The following is a 6,289-nucleotide window of genomic DNA, read 5'->3' as shown; positions in this document are numbered from 1 at the left end:
GAGCGCATCGGCCAGGCCTACCCCGAGTTCGACCGGATTTTTGCCAACATCGGCAACCCCTCGGTGGCCCAGGGCAACGTGTTCTTCCGCGCCAAACCCTGGGAGGAACGCGAACGCACCACCCAAGAGATCGCCCGCGAGGTCGCGCCGAAGATCGCCGGCCTGCCCGGCATCAGCGCCTTCCCCATCACCCCGCCGTCGCTGGGCCAGGGCTTTCGCGAACGGCCGATCAACTACGTGATCGTCACCAACGACAGCTACGCCAACCTGGCCCAGGTGGTGCGGCAGTTCCAGGACCGCCTGGCGCAGCAGCCCGGCTTTTTGCAGGTGGACACCGACCTGCGCTTGAACAAGCCCGAAATCCGCCTCGACGTGGACCGCGAGCGCGCCGCCGACATGGGGGTGAGCGTGGACGCCATCGCCCGCACCGTGGAAACCATGCTGGGCGGCCGCCTGGTCACCCGCTACAAGCGCGACGGCGAGCAGTACGACGTGGTGGTGCAGACCGAGTCGTCCCAGCGCAGCACGCCCGACGACATCGACCGCCTGTTCGTGCGCGGCCGCAACGACGCGATGATCCCGCTGGCCTCGCTGGTGAGCACGCGCGAGGTGGTGGTGCCGCGCGAGCTGAACCACTTCGGCCAGCGCCGCAGCGCGTCCATCACCGCCAACCTGGCGCCCGAACTGGCCCTGGGCCAGGCGCTGGAGATCATGGACGGCATCGCCCGCGAGGTGTTGCCGCCGGGTTACACCACCGACCTCAACGGCCAAAGCCGTGAATTCCGCAACGCCTCCGGCTCGCTGGCGGTGGTGTTCGTGCTGGCGCTGTTGTTCATTTACCTGGTGCTGGCCGCGCAGTTCGAGAGCTTCATCGACCCCTTCGTCATCATGCTCAGCGTGCCACTGTCCATGCTGGGTGCGTTGTTGGCGCTCAAACTGACCGGGGGCACCCTCAACGTGTTCAGCCAGATCGGCCTGATCACCCTGGTGGGATTGATCACCAAGCACGGCATCCTGATCGTGGAGTTCGCCAACCAGCTGCGCCAGCAGGGGCTGGACGTGGCCGCCGCGGTGCGCCAGTCGGCCGAGTTGCGGCTGCGCCCCATCCTGATGACCACCGGCGCCATGGTGCTGGGCGCGGTGCCCCTGGCCCTGGCCAGCGGTGCCGGGGCCGAGAGCCGCCAGCAGATCGGTTGGGTCATCGTCGGGGGGATGAGCCTGGGCACGCTGCTGACCATTTTCGTGGTGCCCACGGTCTACACCCTGTTCGCCCGCCGCCAGGTGCCCGGCGCGAACCGGGCCGGGCTGCCGGCCACGGCCGACGCCTGAGCCGCAGCCCCTTCAACTGCGGGGCAGGCCGATGAGGTCGCTCGCGGTCATCGGGGTGTGCGGGTCGGGCCACTGGTCGGCCCGCAGGCCATGCGCGTGCACCGCATCGGCCACGGCCGCCTGTACCGCGGCCCGGTCGGCGCCCACGCCGCGGCACAGCCGCGCGCCCACCCAGCCGGCCAGCACGTCGCCGGTGCCGGCCGTGGCCAGCAGGCCGTTGCCGGTGGGGTTCAGGCGCGGCACCTGTCCTGGGGCCGCCACCACGCTGCCAGAGCCCTTGAGCACCACGGTGGTCCCCGTTCGCTCGGCCAGCGCCTGGGCCGCCGCCAGGCGGTCGGCCTGTACGGTGGCGGTGTCGCAGCCCAGCAGCCGTGCGGCCTCCAGCGGGTGCGGCGTCAACACGGTGGTGTGCCCTTGTGTCGCGCGGGCGCTGAGCAAGGCTTGCAGGGCCGGGTCGGCGGCCACGGCGTTCAGGCCGTCCGCGTCCAGCACCACGCAGGGGCTGCGGGCCAGCCAGGACGGCAGCCAGTTGGCCACCGCCACGCCGCCGCCGCAACCGCAAACGCTGACCATGTCGGGCTCTGCCGCCAGCTTGGCCAGGGCCTCGGCGGGGCGGAACATCAATTCGGGTTGCAGCGGGTCGGCGGCCCACGCCGGTGCTTGCCCGGGACGACCCAGCAGCCCGACGTAAACCCGACCGGCCCCGGCGTGCAAACCTGCCCGGGCGGCCAGCACCGCCGCACCGGTCATGCCCTGGCCGTTGACCGCGGCGTCCTGCCCGCCGATCACCAACAGGTTGCCGCGGCTGCCTTTGTGGCTGGCGTGGTCGGCCTGCCAGGGGTGCTGTGCCGGGGCGGGGTGCAGCCAGGCGTCGGGCGGGGTGTCCGGTGCGTCGGGGCGGGTGACGTCCAGGTCGTCGAACCACAGCTCGCCGCAGGCGGTGCGACCGTGTCCGGTGAACAGGCCGGGTTTCAGCGTCAGCAGCGCCAGCGTGTGTCGCGCACCGGTCGGCCGGCAAGGCGCAGGGCTGAGCCAGCGCCCGGTGTCGGGGTCCAGCCCGCTGGGCAGGTCCACGCACAACACCGGGGCGGTTGTGTTCTGCAGCCAGTGGCTGGCGTCGGCCAGGGCGCCGCCCATGGGCCGCTGCAGGCCCAGGCCCAGCAGCGCGTCCACCGCCAGGTCCACCCGCGCGGGGGGGGTGTCGACGAACGCCACGCCCGCGGCTTGCGCCGCTGCGTAAGCGGCGCGCGCATCCGGCGGCAGGCGGGTGGCATCGCCCAGCCAGCCCACCTGCACCGTGCCGCCCAGCGGGGTCAGGTGCCGGTGCCAGGCCAGCGCGGCCACCAGCCCGTCGCCGCCGTTGTTGCCGCCGCCACACGCCACCCACACCGACCGCGCGTGCGGCACCAGCGCCCGCCCCAGCCGGTACACGGCCAGGCCGGCCCGTTGCATCAGGGTGTGGGGCGGCAGCCTGGCCAGGGCCTGGGCTTCCAGCGCGCGCGTGGCGGCACTGCGGCAGAGCGGCAGGGGGCGGGGCAGGGCGGCAAGGGGCAGGCGTTGCATGGGCGGGGGTGTCTCGACCGGATTTCTGGCGAATGCTATACTCGACAGGCTTTGTGAATCGTGGTTGCGCTTGCGCGACCCATTCGCCAAGCAATCGCAAACAGGCCCACACAGGTGTCGCCCGCCCATTGTGCGGGGGATCGGGGCCTGCTTTAAGACCCAACCTCTGGAAAGATCTCAATCATGTCCATTTCCATGCGCGAAATGCTGGAAGCCGGTGTCCACTTCGGTCACCAAACCCGCTTCTGGAACCCCAAGATGGCCCCGTTCATCTTCGGTCACCGCAACAAAATCCACATCGTCAACCTCGAAAAGACGTTGCCGATGTTCGAAGAGGCCGCCAAGTTCGTGCGCCAGCTGACCGCCAACGGCGGCACCGTGCTGATGGTGGGCACCAAGCGCCAGTCGCGTGACATCGTGGCCCAGGAAGCCGCCCGTGCCGGCGTGCCCTGTGTGGAACAGCGTTGGCTCGGCGGCATGCTGACCAACTTCAAGACGGTCAAAACCTCCATCAAGCGCCTGAAAGACATGCAGGCCCAGCAGGAAGCCGGCCTGGACGCCATGTCCAAGAAAGAACAGTTGATGTTCGCCCGCGAAATGGAAAAGCTGGAAAAAGACATCGGCGGCATCCAGAACATGACCGCCCTGCCGGACGCCATTTTCGTGATCGACGTCGGCTACCACAAGATCGCCGTGTCTGAGGCCAAGAAGCTGGGCATTCCGCTGATCGGCGTGGTCGACACCAACCACAACCCCGAAGGCATCGACTACGTGATCCCCGGCAACGACGACTCGGCCAAGGCCGTGGCCTTGTACGCCCGTGGCATCGCCGACGCCATCCTGGAAGGCCGTGCCAACGCCGGCAACGACCTGGTCAAGGCCGTGCAAGCCGACAGCAGCGACGAGTTCGTCGAAGTGCAAGACGCCGCCTGAGCGCCTGCGCCCAACACAAAAGGGGCTCCAGCAGCCCCTTTTTTGTAACCGTTTTTTCACCCAGACACTGAATCATTGAGCCGCAACGGCTCAGACGGAGAAACAAGATGGCTGCAATCACCGCAAGCATGGTCGCCGAACTGCGCGCCAAGACCGACGCCCCCATGATGGAATGCAAGAAGGCCCTGACCGAGGCCGACGGCAACATGGACAAGGCCGAGGAAATCCTGCGCGTCAAGCTGGGCAACAAGGCCGGCAAGGCCGCCAGCCGCGTGACCGCCGAAGGCGTGGTCGCCTCCTTCATCGATGGCAACACCGGTGCCCTGGTCGAAGTCAACTGCGAAACCGACTTCGTGTCCAAGAACGACCTGTTCCTGGCCTTCTGCAACGCCGTGGCCGAACTGGTGGTCAAGAGCAATCCCGCCGACGTGGTGGCCGTGGCCGAGCTGCCCCTGTCCATGGAAGGCTTCGGCCCCACCGTGGAAGAAGTGCGCAAGGGTCTGGTCGGCAAGATCGGTGAAAACATGACCATCCGCCGCTTCAAGCGCTACAGCGGCGGCGGCCAGCTGGCCGCTTACCTGCACGGTGTGCGCATCGGCGTCATGGTGGAGTTCGACGGCGACGCCGTGGCCGCCAAGGACGCCGCCATGCACATCGCCGCCATGAAGCCGGTGTCGCTGTCGTCGGCCGACGTGCCGGCCGAGCTGGTCGCCAAGGAGCGTGCCGTCGCCGAAGCCAAGGCCGCCGAATCGGGCAAGCCGGCCGACATCGCCGCCAAGATGATCGAAGGCGCGGTGCAGAAGTACCTGAAAGAAGTCTCGCTGCTGGACCAGGTGTTCGTGAAAGCCGCCGACGGCAAGCAGACCGTGGGTGCCTACCTGAAATCGGTGAACACCAGCGTCAAGGGCTTCACCATGTTTGTGGTGGGCGAGGGCATCGAGAAGAAGGTTGAAGACTTCGCCGCCGAAGTGGCCGCCGCCCAAGCCGCCGCCCAAGGCGCCTGATCGGCCTGGCCCGCCCACCGCGGCGGGCCGCGTGGGTCTTCGGCACACAGGCTGCACGGCTCACAAAAAATTACACGGCCGGTCCCCCGCGGGACCGGCCGTTGTCACACCACAGCCCCTAAAATTCTTTTATTTGACCACCACGCCGCCTATGCCAGCCCACCAGCGCATCCTCCTCAAACTGTCCGGTGAAGCCCTGATGGGCGACGATGCCTTCGGCATCAACCGGGCCACCATCGTGCGCATCGTCGAGGAGGTTGCCGAGGTCACCCGTCTGGGTGTGCAGGTGGCGGTGGTCATCGGGGGGGGTAACATCTTCCGCGGGGTGGCCGGCGGTTCGGTCGGCATGGACCGCGCCACCGCCGACTACATGGGCATGCTGGCCACGGTCATGAACTCGCTCGCTCTGGGCGACGCGATGGAGAAAGCCGGCGTCAAGGCGCGGGTGATGTCGGCCATCGCCATCGACCAGGTGGTGGAGCCTTACGTGCGCCCCAAAGCCCTGCAGTACCTGGAAGAGGGCAAGGTGGTGGTGTTCGCCGCGGGCACCGGCAACCCCTTCTTCACCACCGACACCGCCGCGGCCCTGCGCGGCGCCGAGATCGGGGCAGAAATCGTGCTCAAGGCCACCAAGGTGGACGGCGTGTACACCGCCGACCCGAAAAAGGACCCGGCCGCCACGCGCTACACCACCATCAGCTTCGACGAGGCCATGGCCCGCCAGCTGCAGGTGATGGACGCCACCGCGTTTGCCCTGTGCCGCGACCAGAACCTGCCGGTGCGGGTGTTCAGCATTTTCAAGCCGGGCGCGCTGCGCCGTGTGGTGCTGGGCGAAGACGAGGGCACGCTGGTCCACGTCTGACGCACCGCTTTTCCCAGAACAACGAGGTGAACCATGGAACTGTCTGAGATCAAGAAAACCACCGACCACAAGATGCACCAGTCGCTGGAGGCCCTCAAGGGCAGCCTGGCCCGGGTGCGCACCGGCCGTGCCAACCCGCAGCTGCTCGACACCGTGCACGTGGAGTACTACGGTTCCATGGTGCCGCTGTCGCAGGTGGCCAACCTGACCCTGATCGACGGCCGCACCATCGGTGTGGCTCCGTGGGAAAAGGGCATGGGCGCGAAGATCGAAAAAGCCATCCGCGAATCCGACCTGGGCCTCAACCCCGCGTCGCAGGGCGACCTGATCCGGGTGCCGATCCCGCCCATGTCCGAAGAACGCCGCAAGGAACTGACCAAGGTGGTGCGCTCTGAAGGCGAGCAGTCCAAGATCGCCATCCGCAACCTGCGGCGCGACGCCAACGAACACGTCAAGAAACTGGTCAAGGACAAGCTCGCCTCGGAAGACGACGAGCGCCGCAGCCAGGACGAGATCCAGAAGCTCACCGACAAGATGATCGCCGAAGTGGACAAGATCATCGCCGCCAAGGAACAGGAGCTGATGGCCATCTGACGCG

The 6,289-nt window shown here is 67.8% G+C and carries 6 protein-coding genes; 5 read left to right on the top strand and 1 reads right to left on the bottom strand.

Annotated elements, in window-relative coordinates; translation table 11 throughout:
* On the top strand, positions 1-1,329 hold a 1,329-nt coding region (locus tag HA630_RS04790; protein WP_166832819.1), incomplete at its 5' end, for an efflux RND transporter permease subunit.
* Between the two features lie 12 nt (positions 1,330-1,341).
* Here the strand turns inward: HA630_RS04790 and HA630_RS04785 are convergent.
* A complete protein-coding gene (locus HA630_RS04785) occupies positions 1,342-2,892 on the bottom strand; it encodes an NAD(P)H-hydrate dehydratase (RefSeq protein ID WP_166832817.1) in 1,551 nt (516 codons plus the stop codon).
* 183 nt (positions 2,893-3,075) lie between these two features.
* Between HA630_RS04785 and rpsB the strand changes: the two genes are divergently transcribed.
* From rpsB to frr, 4 genes are all read left to right on the top strand, one after another.
* Complete coding sequence (gene rpsB / locus HA630_RS04780) at positions 3,076-3,825, top strand: 30S ribosomal protein S2 (protein ID WP_166832815.1); 750 nt, start codon at positions 3,076-3,078, stop codon at positions 3,823-3,825.
* Between the two features lie 107 nt (positions 3,826-3,932).
* Positions 3,933-4,829 (top strand): translation elongation factor Ts, encoded by an 897-nt coding sequence (gene tsf / locus HA630_RS04775; RefSeq protein ID WP_166832813.1) that lies wholly within the window; start codon positions 3,933-3,935, stop codon positions 4,827-4,829.
* 151 nt (positions 4,830-4,980) lie between these two features.
* On the top strand, positions 4,981-5,691 hold the full coding sequence (gene pyrH / locus HA630_RS04770; protein WP_166832811.1) for a UMP kinase: 711 nt from the start codon (positions 4,981-4,983) through the stop codon (positions 5,689-5,691).
* A gap of 33 nt (positions 5,692-5,724) precedes the next feature.
* On the top strand, positions 5,725-6,285 hold the full coding sequence (frr, locus tag HA630_RS04765; RefSeq protein ID WP_166832809.1) for a ribosome recycling factor: 561 nt from the start codon (positions 5,725-5,727) through the stop codon (positions 6,283-6,285).
* The last annotated feature ends 4 nt before the right edge of the window (positions 6,286-6,289 follow it).

The organism is Aquabacterium sp. A08, assembly GCF_011742065.1.
The sequence above is the reverse complement of the archived record's forward strand: the minus strand, read 5'-3'. Positions and strand labels throughout refer to the sequence as shown.